The following is a 22,743-nucleotide window of genomic DNA, read 5'->3' on the forward strand; positions in this document are numbered from 1 at the left end:
CATGACAAGCACACCGAACCTCAAAGACCAGATCCAGGACATCCTGCCCCTGAGCCCGCTGCAGCGCGGCGTCTTGTTCCACACCTTGTTCGCGCCCGGCTCCCCGGTCTATTTCGAACAATTGATCTGCCGGCTGGACGGCGCGGTGGATCCCGCCGCCATGACCGACGCGCTGGAGCGGCTGGCCGAGCGCCACCCCATCCTGCGCACCGCCTTCGTCACCAAGGGCCAGGCCGAGCCCCGCCAAGTGGTGTTTCGCCACGCGCGAACGCCGCTGGACGTCCACGACTGGAGCCGGGACGATCCCGCCGAGCGCGAACGGCGGCTGGAAGCGCTGCTGGACGAAGACCGCCGCCGCGGCTTCCAGCTGAACCGGCCGCCGCTGATGCGGCTGACCCTGCTGCGCTACGGGCAAGAGGAATGGAGGCTGATCTGGAGCCATCATCACATTCTGCTGGACGGCTGGTCGCTGCCCATCCTGATGCGCGATTACTTCGCCCTGCTGTCCGGCGCGGCGCTGCCCTCGGCGCCGCCGCCCTTCGCCGCCTACCTCAGCTGGCTGGGCCGCCAGGACCAGGACGCCGCCGCCAAGCGCTGGCGCGCCGCGCTGGGCGATCTGGCCGCGCCCACCCCGCTGGGCCTGGACCGGCCGGCGCTGCCGGGCGCGCTGGCCGGCGCCGACGTCGGCCAGATCGAGATGCGGCTGGACTACCGCTCCGACGGCGACCTCGCGGCCGCCGCCGAACGCTGCCGGGTCTCCCCGGGCAGCCTGCTGCTGGGCGCCTGGGCCATCCTGCTCAGCCGATACAGCCGCCAGGACGACGTGGTCTTCGGCCTCACCCTGTCCGGCCGGGCCATTGATCTGCCCGGCGTGGACGGCATGGTGGGCCTCTTGATCAACTCCCTGCCGCTGCGCTTGCCGGTGCCGGCCGACGCCGCGCTGCCGCAATGGCTGGCCGAGGTGCAACGCCGTCAGTTGGAGCTGCAATCGCTGTCGCACAGCGATCTGGCCGAAGTGCAGCGCCACAGCGGGGTGCCGCGCGGCCAGCCGCTGTTCGAAACCCTGGTGGCGATAGACAACTTCCCGATAGGCGAGGCCCTGCCCTCGGACGGCTTGGGCTTCCGGATATCGGACGTCTCCCAGCGCGAGCGCACTCACTACCCGCTGACCCTGACCCTGGTGCCGGGGGCCGACGGACTGAGCTTGAAGCTGGGCTTCGACCGCGCTCGCGTGGACGATGCTCCGGCCGCGGCGCTGGCGGAGGCCTATCTGGAACTGCTGCGCCAGATCGCCGCGCGGCCGGACGCCGCGCTGCGCGAGCTGGGCCTGGTCCGCCCCTCACCCGCCAAGCCGTCCGTGCCGGGCCCGCGCGGCGGGCCGGACACCCTGGCCGCCGCCTTCCTGGCCGCCGCCGAACGCTTTCCGGACCGCATCGCCGTCAGCGATGGCCCCGCGACGCTGAGCTACCGGCAACTGCGCGCCCAGGCCGCCGCCATCGCGGAACGGCTGCGTCAAGACGGCGTGCAGCCCGGCGTCAGGGTAGGCATTTGCCTGCCGCGCTCCGCCGGACAAATCGCCGCCATGCTTGGGGTGACGCTGGCCGGCGGCGTCTATCTGCCGCTGGATCCGGACTATCCGGCGGAGCGGCTGGCCTACCAACTGGCCGACAGCCAGGCGCTGCTCACGCTGACCGACGCCGAACTCAAGCCGCGATTGCCGGCGGAACACCGCTGCCTGTCGCTGGCGGAGATAGGCTGCGGCGCCAGGCCGGCGGCGCGGCCGCCCGCCGGCCTGGAAGCCGGGCACGGCGCTTACGTGATCTACACTTCCGGCTCCACCGGCCAGCCCAAGGGCGTGCTGGTTTCCCACCGCAACGTGCTGCGCTTGTTCTCCGCCAGCGCCCGCCACTTCGCCTTCGACGAAAGCGACGTCTGGAGCTATTTCCACTCCTTCGCCTTCGATTTCTCGGTATGGGAAATCTGGGGGGCGCTGCTGCATGGCGGACGCTGCGTCGTGGTGCCGCGCGAGCTCAGCCGCGATCCGGCCGCCTTCGTCGAACTGCTGGGCCGCGAAGGCGTCACCGTGCTGAACCAGACCCCGTCGGCGTTCAAACTGGCGATAGCGGCCGAAGCCGCCGCGCCGCTGCCGCGGCCGTCCGCGCTGCGCTGGGTGATCTTCGGCGGCGAGGCGCTGCGGCTGGCGGAATTGGGCCCGTGGCTGGAGCGGCACGGGGACGACAGTCCGCGGCTGGCCAATATGTACGGCATCACCGAAACCACCGTGCACGTCACCTTCCGCCGCATCCGCGCCGCCGATCTTGAGGCCGGCGGCGACCTCAGCCCGATAGGCGAGCCGCTGGACGACCTGAGCCTGGAACTGGCCGACCCCTGCGGCCACCCCGTTCCCTTGGGCGCGCCCGGCGAAATCCTGGTCGGCGGCGCCGGCGTCAGCCTCGGCTATCTGAACCGCCCGCAACTCAACGCCGAACGCTTTCCCGGCGTCGGCGCGGAACGGCGCTACCGTTCCGGCGACCTGGCGCGGCGAACCGCCGACGGCGAGCTGCTCTACTGCGGCCGCATCGACCATCAAGTGAAGATTCGCGGCTTCCGCATCGAGCTGGGCGAAGTGCGCGCGGCGCTGCTGAGCCATCCGGCGGTGCGCGATGTCCATCTCGTCGCCGCCGACAACCAACTCATCGCCTATCTGCTCGCCGACGACCCCGCCGCGGCCGGCGCCGAAACCCTGCGCCGCCATCTGGCCGCGCGCTTGCCGGCGCATATGATTCCGGCGGTCTTCATCGCGTTGACCGAGTTTCCGCTCACCCTCAACGGCAAGGTTGACGCGCGCGCGCTGCCCTCGCCGCAAGGCGCGCGTTCGGCGCTGGACACGCCCTATGTCGAAGCGGCCACCCCCAGACAAAAGCTGCTGGCGGAAATCTGGCGCCAGGTGCTGGACCTGCCGCGCGTCGGCATACGAGACAACTATTTCACGCTGGGCGGAGATTCCATCCGCAGCGTGCGCATCGCCGGGCTGGCCAAGGAACGCGGCTGCCCGTTGAGCATCCAGGACATTTTCCGCCACGGCACCATCGAAGCCATCGTCGAAGCGATAGGCGAAGCCGAAAGCACGGCCGCGCCGGACACGGCACTGCCGCCGTTCGCGCTGATAGACGCCGCGGACCGCGCGCGGCTGCCGCCCGAGGTGGAAGACGCGCTGCCCCTGGCCAGACTGCAGGCCGGCATGCTCTTCCACAATGAATACGACGACGGCCGCAACCTGTACCACGACGTGTTCTCCCACCGGCTGCGCGTCGATATCGACCCGGAGCGCCTGCGCCGGGCGCTGGCGGATCTGAGCCGCGAACACCCGCTGCTGCGCACCGGCTTCGCGCTGGCCGGCTACTCCCAGCCGCTGCAACTGGTTTGGCGCGATCTGACGCCCAGCCTGGACATCGACGACCTGCGCGGCCTTTCTCCGCAGCAACGGGACGACGCCGTCGCCAGCCAGCTGCGACAGCTAAGCGAACAGCGCTTCGCGCCGGAACGGCCGCCGCTGCTGCGCGTCGGCTGCCTGCGGCTAGCCGAGGACGAATGGCAGCTAACGCTGGCTTTCCACCACGCCATCCTGGACGGCTGGAGCGTGGCCACCTTGTGCGCGGCCTTGTTCAAAAAGATGCGCGACCAGGGCGGCCCCGCGCGGGCACCGCGCGCGGCCTTCCGAGAATTCGTCGCTGCCGAACGCGCGGCGCTGGCCGATCCGGCGCAGCGAGACTACTGGCGCGCGCAACTGAAAGGCCTGCCGTCCGCCGCCATCCCGCGCTGGCCTCAACGCGCCGCGCCGACGGGCAAGGCCAGGGTGGGCTCGCGGGAAACGCGCTTGCCAAGCGCCACCGCCGCGGCGCTGATCCGGCTGGCTGCGGACAGCGGCATGCCGCTGAAAACCCTGCTGCTGGCCGTGCACGCCCGCGTGCTGGCCTGCTTGTGCGGCCAGGACGAAATCGTCACCGGCCTGGTCAGCAACGGCCGGCCGGCGGACGCCGACGGCGCCGAAGCCTTGGGCCTCTTCCTCAACACCCTGCCGCTGCGCGTCCGCGTTGGCGGCAGTTGGCGCGCGCTGCTGGCGGAAACCATGACGGCGGAGGGAAACAGCCTGCCCCGCCGCTTCTTCCCGCTGGCGGAAATCCTCAAACTGGACGAGGCCGCCCGCTTCGACGCCTCGTTCAACTATGTGGATTTCCATGTCTACCGCGAACTGAGCGAGAGCGGCGGCCTGGAGGTGCTGGACAGCAGCCGCCTGGAAGCGGTGGACATCCCGCTGGCCGTCACCTTCAGCGCCAGCCGCGCCGAGGGCGCCGTCACCCTGGGCTTTTCCTACGACCGCGCCGCCTTCCCCGACGAGCAGGTGGCCGCCATCGGCCGGCTCTACCTGGCCGCCGCCGCCGCGCTGGCGCGAGACCCCGACGCCCTCTGCCTGGACGCCGCGCTGACGGAGACCGCTGTCGAGCCGCTACGCGGACCGTCCGCCGGTCTCGCGGCCTTCTCGGTGCCGCAGGCGGTCGCCGCCATCGCGCGGCGGCAACCGGACGCGCCCGCCGTCGCCGGAAACGGCGAGGCGCTGAGCTACGCCCAGCTGGACGGCCAGGCCAACCGGCTGGCGCGCCGGCTGTTGGCGCATGGCGTTGGCCCGGACGCGGTGGTGGCGCTGGACTTGCCGCGCTCGCCCGAACTGGTGGTGGCGATGCTGGCGACCTTGAAGGCCGGCGCCGCCTATCTGCCGCTGGACCGAGGCCAGCCCGAGGCACGCCGCCGCGAAATCCTGCGGGAGGCCGCCCCGGCGCTGCTGCTCAGCCTGAACCCCGCCGCTTACGCGCCGCCCGGCTGCGCCGTCTTGCAGGCGAACCTGGCCGAAGATCTGAACGACGAAGACGCGGCGGCCCCCGCCGCGCCCGTCCATGGCGACGCGCTAGCCTACCTGCTGTTCACCTCCGGCTCCAGCGGTCGCCCCAAAGGCGTCGCCGTCGGCCGCGCCGCGCTGGACAACCACATGGCCTGGATGAACCGCCGCTACCCGCTGGACGCGGACGACGCGGTGCTGCAGAAGACCCCGGTGGGTTTCGACGCCTCGGTCTGGGAGTTCTGGGCGCCGCTGACCCAGGGCGCGCGGCTGCTGCTGGCGGCGGAGGACGGGCACCGCGACCCGGACTACCTGATCCGCGCCGTGCGCGAACAAGGCGTCACCGTGCTGCAGCTGGTGCCCAGCCTGCTGGCCGTGCTGCTGTCGATGCCGGACTTCGCCGGCTGCCGCGCGCTGCGCCGGGTCTTCGTCGGCGGAGAAGCGCTGCCGGCCGCCACCCTGGCCCGCTTCCACGCCGCGCTGGACATCCCGCTGGTCAACCTCTACGGCCCCACCGAAACCGCCATCGACGCCTCCAGCGCGGAATACCTGCGCTCGGACCCGCCCGCGGCCGCCATCGGCATCGGCCACCCCATAGACGGCGCCGTCTTCCATGTGCTGGACGCCCGCCTCAATCCGGTGCCCCCCGGCGTGCGCGGCGAACTGTACATCGCCGGCTGCGGCCTGGCCCGCGGTTATCTGGGCCAGCCGGCGCAGACCGCGCGGCGCTTTATCCCGGACCCGCTGTCGCCGCTGCCCGGCGGCCGCATGTACCGCAGCGGCGATATCGTGCGCCTGCTGCCGGACGGCGTGCTGGAATACCTGGGCCGCGCCGACGGCCAAGTCAAACTGCGCGGCCAGCGCGTGGAACTGGAAGAGATCGAAGCCGGCCTCGCCGCCTGCCCCGGCGTGCGCCAAGCCGCCGCCGCGCTCTACCGCGACCGCTCCGGCGCGGACAAGCTGGCCGGTTACGTAGGGCTGACGCCGGAGGCCGAGGCCGGCGACTGGCGAGCCGCCATCCTGGCGGCGCTACGCCTGCGTCTGCCGGAATACATGCTGCCCGCGCAATTGATCGCGCTGCGGCAATGGCCGGTCGGCGCCAACGGCAAAACCGACCGCGCCGCGCTGCCCGCGCCGCAGGCGGACGCGGCGGCCCCAATGCGCAGCCGCGCGCCCAATACCCCTGAGGAACAGGCTTTGGCCGCGATCTGGCGGCAAACGCTGGGCCGCGAAGACATCGGCGCCGACGACAACTTCTTCCAATTGGGCGGGGACTCCATCCTAGGCCTGCAAATCGTGGCTCAGGCCCGCCAGGCCGGCCTGACGCTGGCCGCGCGCGACATCTTCAGCCACCCCACCATCGCAGAGCTGGCCGCCCAAGCGCGCCCGGCGCGGCAGGAAGCCAAGCTGGAGGACATTCCGCCAGGCGCTCCGCTTCCGCTGACGCCGGCCCAACGCTGGTTCTTCGAACGCGTCGACACCCTGCCGCGTCCCGGCCACTGGAACCAGGCGCTGCTGCTGAGCGTGGCCGCCGGCATTTCCGCTCCGACGCTGCGCAGCGCCCTGCTGCGGCTGGAACAGAGCCACGACGCCTTCCGCCTGCGCTTCGCCGCCGGCGCCGACGGCGCCGACGGCTGGCGCCAACACTACGCGCCGCGCGAGGCCTTGCGCGAAGAAGACTGGCTGGAACGCGTCGATCTGAGCGCGCTGCCTGCCGCTGAACGCGCCGCCGCCATCGAGGCCCGCGCCGAAGCGGCGCAGCGCGAGCTGGATCTGGAACGCGGGCCGCTATTGCAAGCCGTGCACTTCGATTGCGGCGACGGCGAAGCCGGCCGGCTGCTGCTGGTCATCCATCATTTGATTGTGGACGGCGTGTCCTGGCGCGTGCTGCTGCAAGATCTCGCCGGCCTGCTTGCCGGCGTCGCCCCCATGCCGGCGAACGTCGGCTTCGGCCATTGGGCTCTGCGCCCGTTCGAGCCCTCCGCCGAAGAACGCGCTTACTGGCTAGACCAGGCGCGGCTGGCCGCCGACGCGGTCCGCATCCCGCTGACGGCGGAGGCGGCGCGCGACAACCGCTACGGGATGACCGACACCGTGGAGCTGTCACTGGACAGCGCCGAGACCGCCGCCCTGCTCCGCGGCGGAGCGCTGCGCGCCAGCGCCGAGGAAATGCTGCTGACGGCGGCGCTGGGCGCGCTGCGCGACTGGCTGGACGCCGACGCGCTGGCCCTCACCATGGAAGGCCACGGCCGAGACGACGAGGCCCTGGACCTCTCCCGCACCGTGGGCTGGTTCACCGCCATGTATCCGCTGACCGTGACCGGCCTGGCCGAGGCTTCGCCGCCGCGGCTGCTGCGCCGGGTCAAGCAGGCCTTGCGCGCGGTGCCGGCCGGCGGCGCCGGCTACGGCGCGCTGCGTCAGGCGGCCGACGCCCGCGCGCTGGCCGCCATGCCGGAACCGCAAATCGCCTTCAACTACCTGGGCCAGTTCGACGCCAGCCTGCCGGCCGACGGCGCGCTGGCGCCTGCTCCGGAATCCGTGGGCGCGATGGAAGACCCGGATGGCTTGTGCCCCCGGCTGATCGACATCGTGGCCCTGGTCAGCGACGGCAAACTGTCCCTGCGCTGGAACTACGGCCGCGCCACGCTGCCGCGCGCGACGGTGGAGGCCCTCGCCCGGCAAATGCGGCAGCGGCTGCTCGCGCTGCTGAGCCTGGACGCGGACGCCGCGGCGGCGGCGCTGACGCCGGACGACTTCCCGCTGGCCGCGCTGGATGAGGCCAGCCTGCCCGCGGCGCTGGGCGAGCGCGGCGACATCGTCGACCTGTGGTCGCTGACGCCGGTGCAGGAAGGCATGCTGTTCCACTCGCGAATGGAAGCCTCTTCCGGCCCCGCCGGCGTCTACATAGAACAAGTGGTCGCCGAACTGGACGGCACGGTGGATCCGGTCTTGCTGCGCCAAGCCTGGGAGCAGGTGCTGACCCGGCACGACGCGCTGCGCGTCAGCTTCGCCTGGGAAGGCTTGGCCGCGCCGCTGCAACGGGTCCATCGCGCGCCCGCGCTGCCGTTCTCCGTCTGCGAAACGCCGGACGAGACCGCGCTGGAACGCTATCTGGCCGACGACCGCGCCGCCGGCTTCGCGCTGGACGCCCCGCCCTTGATGCGCCTGGCGCTGCTGACCCGGAACGGCGCGCCTTGGCGGCTGGTCTGGACCCATCACCACGCACTGCTGGACGGTTGGTCGATGGCCGTCGTCTTCGACGAGGCCCTGGCCCTGTACCGCGGGCTGAGCCAAGGCCAGAGCGCGGCGCTGCCGCCGGCGCCCTCGTTCGGGCGCTTCATCAAATGGCTGCGCGCGCACAGCGACCGCCAAGCTCAGGAAGACTTCTGGCGCAACTACTTCAGCGGCTACGCCGCCGCGGCCGATCTGGCCTTGCTGCCGGCCGGCGGCCCGCCCCAGCCGCGCGCCCATTCTCTGCGGCTGGACTCCGCGTTGACCGCTGAGCTGCGGCGGACGGCGCGAGAGCGCAAAGTCACGCTCAACACCTTGTTCCAGGGCGCGCTGGCGGTGGCTCTGTCCCGCGTCGGCCGCTGCGACGACCTGGTGTTCGGCGTCACCATGGCCGGCCGGCCCGAATCGCTGCCCGGCTGCGACGCCGCCGTCGGCCTGTTCATCTCCACCCTGCCCTTGCGCGCCGACTGCTCGGCCGCTCAAGCGGTGGACGATTTTCTCCACCGGCTGCAGAACGCCCAGAGCCGTCTGGGCCCCTTCGAGTCCAGCGCCCTGGTGGACATTCAGCGCTGGAGCGGCCTGTCCGCGCGCCAGGCGCTGTTCGACGTGGTGCTGGTCTATGAGAACTACCCGATTCGCGCCTCGGTCGGCGACGCCGCCCAAGCGCTGCGCGTGGGCGCGGCCTCCGCGCGCGAACAGTCCAACTATCCGCTGACCCTCTACGTCAAGCCAGACGCCGACACCATTGAGTTGGACGGCGTATTCGACGCCGGCCGCATCGAACCGGAACGCGTCGCGGCGCTGCTGGAAGCGCTGCCGCGGCTGCTGAGGCAGATCGCCGGCGGCGCGGCCCACGTAGGCGAGTTGCGTCTGGCCGAACCGACGCCTCCGGCCGCCTTCCCGCCGCCGGAGCGCGGCGACAATGTGCTCGCCATGTTGACCGCCGCCGCGCGGCTCAACCCGGACAAGATCGCGGTCGCCGCCGAAGACGGCGAGCTGAGCTACCGCCAACTGGTGAACGGCGCGCGCGCGCTGGCGCGCCGGTTGGCGGAGCGCGGCGTCGCTCCCGGCGACACCGTGGCGCTGGCCCTGCCGCCGGACGGACGCGCGCTGACCGCCCTGCTGGGCACGCTGTGGGCCGGCGCGCAATACCTGCCGCTGGACCCGGCGCTGCCGCCGCTGCGGCGCGACGCCATCCTGGAAGACGCCCGCCCCGGCCTGATCCTCGTCGACGGCGAGCAGACCGGCTGGCCCGCGTCCGCCAAACTGCTGACGCTGCCCACGCCTCTGCCGCAAGCCGACTGCTACGACGCTCCCTTGCCCGGCGACGCGCTCCCCCCGGAAGCGCCGGCCTACACCCTGTTCACCTCCGGCAGCACCGGCCGACCCAAGGGCGTGCAGATCGCCCATCGCTCGCTGGCCAACATCCTGCGGCATTTCAGCGCCGAACCCGGCTTCGACGCGGACGACGTGTTGCTGTCGGTCACCACCTGGTCCTTCGACATCGCGGCGCTGGAACTGCTGTTGCCCCTGGTCCGCGGCGGCACGGTCGCCATCGCGCCGGCTTCGGCCAGCGGCGACGGCCCGGCGTTGGCCGCCGAGGCCTCGCGCCGCGGCGCCGGCGTGATCCAGGCCACGCCGGCCAGCTGGCGCATGCTGCTGGAAGCCGGCTGGAAGCCCGCGCCCGGGCTGCGCGCCTGGTGCGGCGGCGAGGCGCTGCCCGCTGACCTGGCCCGCGAGCTGCTGGACGCCGGCGCCGCGTTGTGGAACGTCTACGGCCCCACCGAAACCACCATCTGGTCCGCCCTGCACCGGGTCGACGGCGCGGAACTGCCGCCGCCGGCCGGCCACGCCGTCCGCCGCACCACGCTGTGGGTGGCCGACCACCACGGCCAGCCGCTGCCGCCGCAACTGGCGGGCGAACTGCAGATCGGCGGAGACGGCCTGGCTTTGGGCTATCTGGGCGCGCCGGCGCAAACCGCCGCCCGTTTCCGACCCGACCCGCTGGCCGGCCGGCCCGGCGCCCGCGTCTATCGCAGCGGCGACCTGGCCTGCCTGCGGCCGGACGGCAGCGTCCGCGTGCTGGGCCGGCTGGACGGCCAAGCCAAGCTCAACGGCTTCCGGCTGGAGCTGGAGGAAGTGGAAACCAGGCTGCGCGAACTGCCCGGCGTGCGCCAGGCGGCGGCCGCCGTCCGTCGCGACCCGCAAGGCCACGCGCGGCTGGTGGCCTACCTGGTGCCGGACGGCGGCGGCGCCTGGCGCGCCGGCGACGAAGCCGACCCGACTGCCTTGCAGCGGGTCCGCGCCCAGCTGTCCGCCGCGCTGCCCGGCTATATGCTGCCCAGCCGCTTTGTCACCCTGGAACAGTTGCCGCTGACCGCCAACCGCAAGCTGGACCGCAAGGCCCTGCCCGAACCGGCCGCCAGCGCGCCGACCCGCGCCGGCAGCGCCCCCCAGGGCGCGCTGGAGCAAGCGGTGTGCGCATTGTGGGAAGAAGTGTTCGAACGCGCCGGCATCGCCGCCGACGACGACTTCTTCGAATTGGGCGGCCATTCGCTGCTGGCCACCCGCATCCAGGTGCGCGTCAACAAAATCTTCCGGCAGACGCTGCCGCTGCGCGCCACCTTCCACGCCCAAACCCCGCGCGCCCTGGCCGCGCTGCTGGCGGAGCGCGAGTCCGCGCCCGGCCTGGCCGCCAAGATCGCCGCCGTCTACCTGAAGCTGCGCGGCATGTCCGACGCCGAGCGCGACGCGCTGCGCCAGGCCGCCGCTCAACCCTCCACCATGGAAACCGCAGAATGAAACTGGAACACATCAACGCCATCGTCAGCGGCGCCGCCAGCGGCATCGGCCGCGCCTTCGCTCTGGAGTTGGCCCGCGCCGGCGCTCGGGTCCACGCCGCGGATCTGGACGCCGCCGGCCTGCGCCGGCTGGAAGAAGACGCCGCCGGCCTGCCCGGCTCGGTGTGCGGCTCGGTGCTGGACGTGAGCCAGGAGGCCGCGGTCCGCGCTTTTCTGAAAACCGCGTCGGAAGAGGCGGAACCGGCCAATCTGCTGGTCAACAACGCCGGCATCCTGCGCGACGGCTGGCTGGTGAGGCTGGACGTGGAAGGCTTCGTCCGCAAGCTGCCCACCGCGCAATGGCGGGCGGTGCTGGAAAGCAACCTGACCGCGCCTTATCTGCTGAGCCGCGAGTTCGCCGCCGCTCGCGTGGAGTCCGGCCTCAAAACGCCGGGCCTGATCGTCAACGTCTCCTCGGTCACCAGCGCCGGCAATCCCGGCCAGTCCAACTACGCGGCGTCCAAGGCCGGCCTGGACGCGCTCACCCGGACCTGGGCGCTGGAGCTGGCGCCCTTCGGCATTCGCGTGGCCGGCATCGCCCCGGGCCTGACCGACACCCCGATGGCCGCCGGCCTGGCGCCGGCCACCCGCGAGGAACTGATCGCCCAGGTGCCGCTGCGGCGCATGGCCGAGCCGGCCGAAATCTGGCAGGGGCTGAAATTCATCATCGAATGCGACTACTTCAACGGCCGCATCATCGCGATCGACGGCGGAGCCACCTTCTCGTGAACCCGACACTCGCCACCCCGGCCGCGGACATTCCGCGCCGCATCCATCAGATCTGGTATCAAGGCGCCGCCGCGCTGCCGGACAAATATCGCCGCTACCGCGACACCTGGATGCGGCGGCATCCAGACTGGGAGTTCGTGTTCTGGGACGCTCCCCGGATGCAGGCGCTGGTTGACGAGCACTACCCTTGGTTCGCCGCGCGCTACGCCAGCTTCGAGCGCGACATCCAACGCATAGACGCCGCGCGCTACCTGTTCCTGGCGCTGCACGGCGGCTTCTACATTGACATGGACATCGAAAACCTGCGGCCCATAGACCCGCTGCTGCCTGGAAGGCGGCTCATCTTGTCGCGCACCCACGGTTTCAACAACGCGCTGATAGGCAGCGCGCCCGGCCACCCATTGTGGAACACGGTGCTGGACCGGCTGGCGGCCGGCCAGTCCGCGCCGCTGGACCCGGCCATGCCGGCCAGGCTGCGCGAATCGCCGGCGATGCGCACCGCCGTCACCGTGGGCCCGCGCTTCTTCACCTGGTGCGCGCAGCAAAGCGGCTGTCTGGACGACCCGGCCACGCTGTGTTGCCCCGGCTATTACTTCGAACCCGGCTCGCCCACGCCGGACGGCAGCTCCTGGCCGCCGGCCAACGACCCCGACGGCGGCTATGCCCGTCACCACATGGACCTTAACTGGCTGGGCCTTCGCCACCGGCTGTTGTCCCGGCTGAACCGGCTGCTGTTGCCCTGGCTGACGCGGCGGCTGCCTTTGCAATGAAAAAGTCGCCGCAATGCGGCGACTTCAAAAACAACACATAACAACCATTAATTAGCGGAAGGGGAAGCCGTTTGATTTTCCTGCATGAATTGTCTCAGGCTCAACGGACGCATATCCGTCCAATTCTTTTCAATATAGTCCAGACACTCCTGTTCTCCTCCGCTGACGCCAAGAGAACGCCAGCCCGCGGGGATTTCACGATATTCCGGCCATATCGAATATTGCTCCTCATGATTCATCACCACGATGTATTTGGTTTCATTCATTGCGTCCTGCGTCATAAGCACCTCCATGCCGTCGCTAGAAAATTAAGACAGTTCCAAACAAATAATTTATTCAACCAAAACATTGCTAATTGGAATTGTTTAAATCGGAGAATACCGACCCACAAAACCCGCCAAAGAATATACCGCACAAATTGAATATTTTTACAGACCTCGAAAAATAATCGAAATCAAATCGGGCGCGATAAACGCGCAGCCCGATGGGCGACGACAACACATCACCTGGAAAGCCATTGAAATGAGCGTTAGCGATTGGAACGATAACGATCTGGACCTTCTCGACCATTTGCTGGAACAAGAGCTGGACGTCTTGCCCCCGTCCCCCGCGCCCGTGGACGGCGGACGGATTCCGCGCGGCGACGCCGCCTCCGGCCCGCTGTCCTTTCAGCAGCAGCGGCTCTGGTTTCTACACCAGCTCAGCGCCGGCGCCGCCGCCTACAATATCTGCTCCGCCTTCCGCCTCAGCGGCGCCTTGCAGGCGGACGCGCTATGCCGGGCTTTCGATTGCGTGGTGACGCGCCACGCCTCCCTGCGCACCGCCATTCGCGAAGTGAACGGCGTGGCGACGCAAATCCCGCAGCCCGCCGGCCGCGCCTTTATCGATCGACTGGACTGGTCCGCCTTGCCGGCCGAAGAAGCCGCGTCCCGGCTGGAAGCGCTGGCGCGCCGGGAAAGCGCTCACGCCTTCGACCTGTCCTCCGGCCAGCCGCTGCGCATCGCGCTGGTGAAGCTGGCGGCGGACGAGCACGCGGTGGTGCTGACCCTGCACCACATCGTCGGCGACGCCTGGTCCCTGGCGGTGCTGATGGACGAAGCCGCCAGCGCCTACGCCGCGCTCAGCCGCGGCCGCGCGCCGGATCTGCCAGAGCTGCCCATCCAGTACCTGGACTACGCGCGCTGGCAGCACGCCTGCGGCCGACAAGACCGCTGGGACGCCGACCTCGCCTATTGGAAAACCCAGCTAGCCGGGCTGCCCACGCTGGAGCTGCCCACCGACAAGCCCCGGCCGCCGGTGCAAAGCTTCGACGGCGCCACCGTGGGCTTCGCCGTGCCAGCCGACACCGCGGAACGCCTGCGCCGGCTGGCGGCGGCCGAGCGCACCACCCTGTTCTGCCTGCTGCTGTCCGCCTTCCAGGCGCTGCTGGCGCGCCACGCGCGCCAGGACGACCTAGCCATCGGCACCTCGCTGGCCGGACGCGAACGGGTGGAAACCGAGGCGCTGATCGGCTTCTTCGCCAATATGCTGGTGATCCGCGCCCGCATCGGCCCGGAAGACAGCTTCCGCCAGTTCGCCCGCAGGCAATCGGACGTCATGCGCGATGCCGTCGAACACGCCGCGGTGCCCTACGACCAGCTGGTCGGCGCACTGGGGCAAGCCAGCCGCGACCCCAGCCGCAACCCGCTGTTCCAGGTCGCCTTCACCCTGCTCAACATCCCGGCGGCGATGCCGACGCTGGACGGGCTGCGGCTGACCCCGGTGCTCAGCCAGGAAGCCGCCCGCTTCGACCTTGAGCTGTTCATGCGCGAGACCGAGGACGGCCTGTCCGGCGCCTTCTCCTACAACACCGCGCTGTTCGAGCGGCTCTCCGTCGAGCGTTTCGCCGAACAACTGGTGATTCTGCTGGACGCCGCCAGCCGCCAGCCGGACGCGCCGCTGGCCGCGCTGCCGCTGACCACGCCGCAACAGGCCGCCTCCCTGCTGACGCTGCCGCTGCGCGCCGCCGCGCGCGATGGCGAACCGGTGCACCGCGCCTTCAGCCGTTTTGCCGCGATGCAAGCCGACGCCGCGGCGCTGCGCTGCGACGGCAGGGAGCTCAGTTACGGCGAACTGGAACGGCTGTCGGACGCCGCCGCGCGGCGGCTGGCCGCTGCCGGCGTGCGGCCCGGCGATCCCGTCGGCCTGTGGCTGACGCCCTCGTTCGAACTGATGATCGGCGTGCTGGCCGCGCTCAAGGCCGGCGCCGGCTATGTGCCGATGGACCCGGCATATCCAGCCGACCGCATCCGCTATATCCTGGAGGACAGCGGCGCGCGCGCCGTGCTCAGCACCGAGGCGCTGGCGCCTACGCTGCCGCCCTTCGCCGGCCCGCTGCTGACTCTGGACGCGGCGGAGCCCGCGCCGTCGGCGGCGCTGCCGGCCGGCGACGACCCGGACGGCCTGGCCTACATCATCTACACCTCCGGCTCAACCGGCCGGCCTAAAGGCGTGGCGGTCAGCCACCGCAACTGCGCCCGGCTGTTCTCCAGCAGCGCCGAGCTGTTCCAGTTCGGCCCGCGCGAAGTGTGGACGCTGTTCCACTCCTACGCCTTCGACTTCTCCGTGTGGGAAATCTGGGGCGCGCTGGCCCACGGCGGCGTCCTGCTGATTGTGCCGCCGCTGCTGGCCCGCTCCTCGGACGCCTTCTACCAGCTGTTGTGCGAGGAAAAAGTCACCGTGCTGAGCCAGACCCCGTCGGCCTTCCGCCAATTGATGGCCGCCGAGGAGGCAAACCCGCGCGAAGGCGATCTGGCGCTGCGCTACGTCGTCTTCGGCGGCGAGGCGCTGGACCTCAGCAGCCTGGAGCCCTGGCTGGACCGTCACGGCGACGACTACCCGCGGTTGATCAATATGTACGGCATCACCGAAACCACCGTGCACGTGACCTTCCGCCGCATCGGCCTGCCCGAGATCAAGCGCAAGCTGGGCAGCGTGATCGGCGCGCCACTCCCCGACCTGTGCATCCGCCTGCTGGACGATGCGCTGCAGCCGGTGCCGCCGGGCATGGTGGGCGAAATCCACGTCGGCGGCGCCGGCGTGGCGCTGGGCTACGTCAATCAGCCGGAGCTGAGCGCCCAACGCTTCATGCCGGATCCGCACCTGGACAGCGGCCTGCGCTTCTACCGCAGCGGCGATCTGGCCCGCGTCACCCCGCGCGGCGAACTGGAATACCGCGGCCGCGCCGACCAACAGGTCAAGCTGCGCGGCTTCCGCATCGAAACCGCCGAAATCCAGGCCTTGCTCAGCCAGCACCCGGCGGTGGCGGAAGCCGCCGTGGTGGTGCGCGGCGAAGGCGATCAGGCGCGTCTGGTCGCCTATGTCGCCAAGCGTAGCGGCCTGGAAGCCGCCGCCGCCAAGGACAAGGAAAAGGGCTGGCTGCCCGCCTTCGACATGATCTACGAGGACGCGCCAGCCGAGGACGCCGACCTCGATCTGGTCGGCTGGACCGACTCCTACGACAACGCCCTGATTCCCGCCGCCCACATGCGGCGCTGGCGCGACGAGATCCTGAGCCGCATCCGCGCGTTGCATCCGCGCCGGGTGCTGGAAATCGGCGTCGGCAGCGGCATGCTGTTGCTCGCCGTCGCCCCGGACAGCGAGCGCTACCACGGCCTGGACTTCTCCGCCCGCGCGCTGGAACGCCTGGGCCGCACCGTGGCCGCGCGCGGCCTGAACCAGGTGAAGCTGGAGCGGCGCGAAGCCCGCGACCTGGCCGGCCTGCCGGACGACTTCGACACCGTGATCATCAATTCCGTGGCGCAATACTTCCCCGACGCCGCCTACTTCCTGGACGTGGTGGACCAGGCGCTGGCGCGGCTGCGTCCGGGCGGCAAACTGCTGCTGGGCGACCTGCGCCACCTGGGCATGCTGCGGCACTTCCAGGCCAGCCGCCTGCTGCACCGCCTGCCCGCCGCCGCCCGCCCGACGCGGGCGGAACTGCGCCGTCAACTGGACGCGCTGATCGCGGAAGAAAAGGAACTGCTGGTGGACCCGGCGCTGTTCCGCCGGCTGGCGCGCCGCCGCGGCGACATCGCCGCGATAGAAATCCGCCTGAAAGAAGACGGCGGCGACTGCGAACTGACCACCTATCGCTACGACGTGGTGCTGAGCAAGGGCTCGCCTAAGGCCGCTCCCGCCCCTGATGCGCGGCGCCCGCGGTCCGGCCTGGCCAACCGCCGCGCCGCCGAGGTCAACCGCTTCCTCGCCTGGCTGGATCTGGACGCGGCCGACGACGAAACCGCCGACGGCCAGCCCTGGCGGGCGCAAGCGCTGCCTGACGCCGCCGAGCCCGCGGAGCTGTTGGCGGCGGCCGCCGCCGACGGCCTGGCCGCGCGCCTCTGCTGGAGCGAAAACGCCGCCGACGGCCGGTTCGACCTGGCGCTGGCCGCCACCGCCGACGCCTTGCCCGCGCTGCCGCTGGAGCGGCTGGACGGCGACGACGACGGCGAGCCCGCCGACTGCTTCAACACCCCGGCGCAAAGCCAGCCGCGCGACGCGCTGGGGCCGGAATTGCGCCGTCATCTCGCCGCGCGGCTGCCCGACTACATGCTGCCCGCCGCCTTCGTCACGCTGGACAAGCTGCCGCTGACCCATAGCGGCAAACTGGATTGGCGCGCGCTGCCCGAACCCGGCCAGTCCGAACAAGGCGGCGTCGATGCCGGTGCGCCGCCGCGCAGCCGCGCCGAAAGCGAGGTGGCCCGCATCTGGGGCGAAGTGCTGGGCACCGGCGGCCTGGGCCGCGAACAAAACTTCTTCGAAGCCGGCGGCCATTCGCTGCTGGCCACCCGGGTCATGTCCCGGCTGCGCGCCGAATTCGGCGTCGAACTGCCCCTGCGCACCTTGTTTGAACACCCGACGGTGGCCGAATTCGCCGTTGCCCTGGCAGAACGCGTAGAGCTGGAAGACCCGGCCGCGCCGGCTTCCGCTCCGGAGCGCCGCATCCCCCTGGCGGACCGCTCGCGGCCGCTGCCGTCCTCCTTCGCCCAGCAACGCTTCTGGTTCCTGGAGCGGCTGGACCAGAGCGAAAACGGCGTCTACAACATCGCCCAGGGCCTGCGCCTGCGCGGCCGCCTGAGCCTCCCCGCGCTGCGCGCCGCGCTGGCCGACGTGGTCCGCCGCCACGAGGCGCTGCGCACCCGCTTCGAACTGAGCGACGGCGAGCTGCGGCAAATCGTCGAAAACGGCGACGGGCCGGAACTGCAAGAACAGACGCTACGCGTGGCCGTCGGCGAGAGCCTGGAAACGGCGCTGAACCGCGCCGCCGAAGCCTTCGCCCGGCCCAAATTCGACCTGGAGGCCGCGCCGCCGCTGCGCTTCGCCCTGCTGCGCATCGCGCCGGACGACGCCGCTTTGCTGATCGCGCTGCACCACGCCCTGTCCGACGGCTGGTCGCTGGGGGTGCTGGTGCGGGAGTTCGGCGAACTGTACGCCGCCGCGCTGGAGCAACGCCCGCCCCGCCTGCCCGCCCTGCCCATCCAATACGGCGACTTCGCCCAATGGCAACGCGACGCCCTGGCCGGCGAACGCTTCGAACACATGCTGGCGCGCTGGAAAACACGGCTGGCCGACGCCCCTGCGGAACTGGAACTGCTGGGCGACCGGCCGCGCGGCATGGGCGCCATCGGCCGCCCGCGCCGTGGGCACTTCGTCCGCTTCGGCTTCTCGCCGGCGGAAACCCAGAGCCTGCGCCGGCTGGCCGAACGCGCCGGCTGCACGCTGTTCATGGTGTTGCTGGCCGGCTACGCCGAACTGCTGTCGCGGTACAGCGGCCAGCGCGACCTGGTGATAGGCAGCCCCATCGCCAACCGTCAGCACGCGGACCTGGAGGACCTGATCGGCTGCTTCGTCAACACCCTGGCGCTGCGCGTCGACTTGGCCGGCGCGCCCAGCGCGCTGCAATTGCTGGCTCGGGTGCGCGATGTGGTGCTGGAAGCCTACGAACTGCAAGACCTGCCCTTTGAAACCATCGTCGACGCGCTGCGGCTGGATCGCTCGCTGACGCGCAACCCGCTGTTCCAGACCATGCTGGTGCTGCAAAACGCGCCGCTGGACACCCTGCGCCTGCCGGGGCTGGAGCTGGAAACGCTGTCCAGCAACGACAGCTCCCCGCGCTTCGACCTGACCCTGACCCTGCACGAAGCCGACGGCGGCCTGCAGGCGATGCTGGAATACGACGTCGACCTGTTCGAGGAAGCCGGCGCGCGCCGCCTGGCCTCCCGCTTGCAACGCTTGCTGCTGGCCATGGCCGCGCAGCCGGAGCAAGCGCCGTCGCGCCTGCCTCTGCTGGACGCGGACGAAACCAGGCTGCTGCTGGAACAAGACGGCGAAGCGGCATCCGCGCCGGCCACCCTGCTGCCCCTGATCGAGGCCAGCGCCGCCGCCGCGCCGGAGGCGACGGCCTTGAGCGACGAGCGCCGCGACCTGAGCTACGGCGAACTCAACCGCCGCGCCAATCAACTGGCGCGACGCCTGATCGCCCTCGGCGTCGGCCCGGAAGACATCGTCGCCATCGCGCTGCCGCGTTCCGCCGATACCGTAGTGGCCTTGCTGGCAGCGTTGAAAGCCGGCGCGGCCTATCTTCCGCTGGATCTGGACTACCCTCCGGCCCGCATCGCCTTCATGTTGAAGGACGCCGCCCCGCGCTGCGTGCTGACCCTGAGCGACGCAACGCTGCCGGACGGCGCGGCGCGGCTGGATCTGGACGACCCGGCCTTGCAAGAGCACCTGGCCTCGCTGCCTGACGGCAACCCCGACGACAGCGAGCGCGTCCGCCCGCTGCGGCCCAGCCACCCCGCCTACCTGATCTACACCTCGGGTTCCACCGGCTCCCCCAAGGGCGTGGTGATTCAGCACGGCAATCTCCACGCCTCCACCGCCGCCCGCCTCGCCTTCTATCCTGCGGAGCTGTCGCGCCCGGGCACCGCCTTCCTGCTGCTGCCCTCCTTCTCCTTCGATAGCTCGGTGGCGCTGCTGTTCTGGTCGCTGTCCTGCGGCGGCCGGCTGATCGTCAGCCGCGCCGGCGGCCAGTTGGAACCCGGCTATCTGGCCGGCCTGGTGGAACGCGAGCGGGCCGACGTCTGGCTCAGCCTGCCCTCGCTGTACCGGACCGTGGCGCAAGCCCAGCCCGCCGGCTGGGGCGGATCGCTGCGCGCGGTGCTGTTCGGCGGCGAAGCGGTAACGGCCGGCGACCTGATAGGCGAGGGCCGGCGCTTCTACAACGAATACGGCCCCACCGAGGCCACCGTCTGGGGCACCGCGACGGAAATCGCCTTGCGCGACGGCCAGCCCGTCGACATCGGCCGCGCCATCCCCGGCTACCGCGCCTACATCCTGGACGAGGCGCTGCAGCCGACGGCGCCCGGCCTGGCCGGCGAACTCTATCTCGCCGGCCCCGGCGTCGCCCGCGGCTATCTGCGCCGCCCGCGGCTAACCGCGGAACGCTTTCTCCCCAACCCCTTCCGGGACGGCGAGCGGATCTACCGCACCGGCGACCGCGCCCGCTGGCTGGCCGACGGCCGCATCGAATATCTGGGTCGCGGCGACCAACAGCTGAAGCTGCGCGGCTACCGCATCGAAACCGGCGAGATCGAAGCCGCGCTCAGCGCGCAGCCCGGCATCGCCGCCGCCGCGGTGGCCTTGCACCACGCGCCGCCCGCCGCCGCGCGGCTGGTGGGCTATCTGGTGCCGACGGACGGCGAGATCGACACCGCCGCGCTGCGCAGCGCGCTGGCGGAGCAATTGCCGGAATACATGATTCCCACCGCCTGGGTCAGCCTTCCAGCCCTGCCGCAAACGCCCAACGGCAAGCTGGACCGCCGCGCGCTGCCGGCGCCGGAACTGGCCGCGCGCGCCTACCGCGCGCCGAGCACCCCGCTGGAAGAACAACTGGCCGCGCTGTTCGCCGCCACCCTGGGCCTGCCGAGCATAGGCGTGGACGACAGCTTTTTCGACATGGGCGGCCACTCGCTGCTCACGCTGCAACTGCTGTCCCGCGTCCGCGAGGAACTGGGCGTGGAGCTGCCGCTGGCCTCGCTGTTCACCTCCGGCACCGTCGCCGAGTTCGCCCGGCTGGTTCAGGAGGCCGGCCAAGCCACCCCGCCGTCGGTGCTGGTACCGATACGCACGGACGGCGACGACGCCACCTTGCTGTTGGTCCACGACGGTTCCGGCCAGATCATCGGCTATCAAAAACTGGTGGAGCGGCTGTCGCCGCGCTGGCGCGTCTACGGCCTGCAAGCGGCGGGGCTGGACCCGGCCGTCGCGTCCGACGACAGCGTGGCGGCCATGGCCGCGCGCTACGCCGCAGCGGTGCTGCAAGCCGGCCTGTCCGGACCGTTGATCCTGGCCGGCCACTCCTTCGGCGCGGCGGTGGCGGCGGAACTGGCGCGGCGGTTGGTCGAGGCCGGCGCCGAAGTCCGCCTGCTGGCGGCATTGGACGCGCCGCCGCGCCCGGACGCCGGCTTCCTGAGCGAACTGCCCCAGGACGAGGCCGGGCTGCTGCACTATATGAGCCGCACGGTGGAAATCGCCACCGGCAAAGCGCTGGCCGTCTCGGAAGACATGCTGCGTCCGCTGGACCGAGCCGGCCGCTTCGCGCTGCTGAGCCGGCGGGTGCAAGACTCCGGCCTGTTCCCGCAAGGCATGGACCCGCGCCGGGTGGAAGCCATGTTCGACGTCTACCGCGCCAACCTGCTCAGCCTGCGCGGCCACCAGCCGCGGCCCGCGCTCTGCCCGGTGGCGGTGTGGGTCACCGACGGCCTGGCCGCCGCCACGGCCGGACCGGCCGACCTGGGCTGGTCCGACTACGCCGCCGGCCCGGTCCAAGTGTTCCGCGCCGCCGGCGAACACGCCGACATGCTGCGCGAGCCGCATGCGGCCAGCCTGGCGGAGAGCCTGGAGAGCGCGATGAGGGTCCGCCATGTCTAAGCCCATGCCCGTCCAGCCGGCGCTCTGGCGCGACCGGCGCTTTCTCTGGCTCTCCGCCGCCTGGTTCTGCGCCATCCTGGGCCAGCAGACCGCGCTGATCGCCCTGCCCTGGCTGGTGCTGCAACGGGGCGGAGACGGCCTCGCCCTCGGCCTGATCGTCACCGCCATGGAGCTGCCGCGCGCGGTGTTCATCATCGTCGGCGGCGCGGTGGCGGACCGGTACTCGCCGCGGCGGGTGTTTCAGTGCTCGCTGCTCTGCTGCGCGGCGCTGCTGGCCCTGCTCGGCTACGCCGCCTACCGCGGCGGCCTGCCGCTGGCCTGGCTCTACCCCTTCGCCGCGGCGATGGGCGTGGTCGCCGCCTTCACCGGGCCCTCCGCCGCAGCCCTGCTGCCCAACACCGTGCCGGAAGAAAAGCTGCAACAGGCCAACTCCGTGTTCATGGCGGTCAACCAGCTCACCTTGCTGACCGGCCCCATGCTGGCCGGCGCGCTGATAGCCCTGCCCGGCGTCCGCGCCGGCGGCGGCCTGGGCCTCGCTTTCCTGCTGGGCGCCGCCTGCTTCCTGAGCGCCGGCCTGATGCTCAGCCGCTTGCGGCCGCGCGCCGCCCCCGCACAGGCGCCATCGGCGCAATCGGCCGCCGGCATACTGCGCGCCATCCGCCGCGGCGCCGCCTGGACCTGGGGCGACGCCACCCTTCGCGCGCTGTTCTTCTACTGGGCGGTGATCGCCTTCCTGACCGCCGGCCCCATCCAGATCGGCCTGCCGCTGCTGGTCAAAACCGCGATGGGCCTGGACGCCGGCCACTTCGGCACCCTGCTGTCCGCGCAAGGCGCCGGCAGCCTGCTGGGCATGGCCCTGCTCAGTCTGCTGCCGCTCAAGGCCCTGGGCCGGCTGGGATGGATGGTATTCTGCGCCGACGCCCTGATGGGCGCGCTGATCATCGGCCTGGGTCTGTCTCCCGCGTTTGCCGTCAGTTGCGCGATGATGTTCCTGATCGGCCTCTTGGGCGGTCTGGTTCAAGTTCGTCTGATGGCCTGGATCCAGGCCCGCATCCCGGCGGAAATGCGCGGCCGGGTCATGAGTTTTTTGATGTTCATGATGGCGGCGGTCACGCCCTTGTCCACCACGCTGGCCGGCGTGAGCCTGGCGTCCGCGCCGGTGCGCGCCTTGTTCGCCGGCGCCGGCCTGCTGCTGATCGGCGTCGCCGTGCTGGCGCTGTGCAGCCCCCGGCTGCGCGCCATCGGCGCGCCCGGCGGCTCAGGCCCGGCGGAGCTCCGCCCCAACCCTTCACTGCAAACAGGAGACTGAATC

Annotated in this window: 6 protein-coding genes; 5 read left to right on the forward strand and 1 reads right to left on the reverse strand. The window is 71.2% G+C overall.

Annotated elements, in window-relative coordinates; genetic code table 11:
• Position 1: 1 nt before the first annotated feature.
• The 3 genes from DXT74_RS21945 to DXT74_RS21955 are packed head-to-tail and all read left to right on the forward strand — an operon-like array spanning position 2 to position 12,464.
• On the forward strand, positions 2-10,927 hold the full coding sequence (locus tag DXT74_RS21945) for a non-ribosomal peptide synthetase (protein ID WP_194426990.1): 10,926 nt from the start codon (positions 2-4) through the stop codon (positions 10,925-10,927).
• Positions 10,924-11,694 carry an SDR family oxidoreductase gene (locus tag DXT74_RS21950; RefSeq protein WP_194426991.1) on the forward strand — a complete coding sequence of 257 codons (771 nt, stop codon included), beginning with the start codon at positions 10,924-10,926 and terminating at the stop codon, positions 11,692-11,694. The genes DXT74_RS21945 and DXT74_RS21950 overlap by 4 nt, the downstream gene beginning before the upstream one ends.
• Positions 11,691-12,464, forward strand: a complete 774-nt coding sequence (locus DXT74_RS21955) for a glycosyltransferase family 32 protein (RefSeq protein WP_019102903.1) — start codon at positions 11,691-11,693, stop codon at positions 12,462-12,464. The genes DXT74_RS21950 and DXT74_RS21955 overlap by 4 nt, the downstream gene beginning before the upstream one ends.
• Positions 12,465-12,511: 47 nt before the next feature.
• Here the strand turns inward: DXT74_RS21955 and DXT74_RS21960 are convergent, their stop codons facing one another.
• Positions 12,512-12,745, reverse strand: coding sequence for an MbtH family NRPS accessory protein (locus DXT74_RS21960; protein ID WP_043594131.1), 234 nt, complete (start codon positions 12,743-12,745; stop codon positions 12,512-12,514).
• A 241-nt stretch (positions 12,746-12,986) separates the two neighbouring features.
• On the opposite strand from DXT74_RS21960, the gene DXT74_RS21965 reads away from it, so the two are divergent.
• Together DXT74_RS21965 and DXT74_RS21970 are read left to right on the forward strand one after the other, a co-directional pair.
• Positions 12,987-21,431: a non-ribosomal peptide synthetase gene (locus DXT74_RS21965; protein WP_194426992.1), complete on the forward strand. Its 8,445-nt coding sequence runs from the start codon at positions 12,987-12,989 to the stop codon at positions 21,429-21,431.
• Positions 21,424-22,740 carry an MFS transporter gene (locus DXT74_RS21970; protein ID WP_081950525.1) on the forward strand — a complete coding sequence of 439 codons (1,317 nt, stop codon included), beginning with the start codon at positions 21,424-21,426 and terminating at the stop codon, positions 22,738-22,740. Before DXT74_RS21965 ends, DXT74_RS21970 begins: the two co-directional genes overlap by 8 nt.
• The last annotated feature ends 3 nt before the right edge of the window (positions 22,741-22,743 follow it).

This window comes from Chromobacterium sp. Rain0013 (genome assembly GCF_015291765.1).
Classification (GTDB): domain Bacteria; phylum Pseudomonadota; class Gammaproteobacteria; order Burkholderiales; family Chromobacteriaceae; genus Chromobacterium; species Chromobacterium haemolyticum.